This is a genomic window from Pseudoalteromonas sp. SIMBA_162 (assembly GCF_046535955.1).
Classification (GTDB): Bacteria; Pseudomonadota; Gammaproteobacteria; order Enterobacterales; family Alteromonadaceae; genus Pseudoalteromonas; species Pseudoalteromonas marina.
On record NZ_JAWJBQ010000247.1, the window covers coordinates 1 to 284 of the forward strand.

Sequence of the window (284 nt, forward strand, 5' to 3'; positions counted from 1 at the left end):
GCCCACGACCCGCGTGCCCCCGCCTACGGGGAAGAGGCTGCCCGCACGCTGGGGCTTGATCCCGCCCAGGTCTTCAAGACCCTCGTCTGCCAGCTGGAAGGCGGCAATGCACGTCAGCCGCTGGTGGTCGCCGTGGTGCCGGTCAGCGGTACGCTCGACCTCAAGGCATTGGCACGCGCCTGCGGGGCACGCAAGGCGGCACTGGCCGCGCATGAGGCCGCCGAACGTGCCACCGGCTATGTGGTCGACGGCATCAGTCCGCTGGGGCAGAAGAAGCGCCTGCC

1 protein-coding gene is annotated in these 284 nt (G+C 70.8%); it reads left to right on the top strand.

The features are described 5' to 3' along the window. Positions 1–284 (top strand): YbaK/EbsC family protein (locus R0J88_RS19540; RefSeq protein WP_410900805.1); only part of this gene is annotated, 284 nt, incomplete at both ends.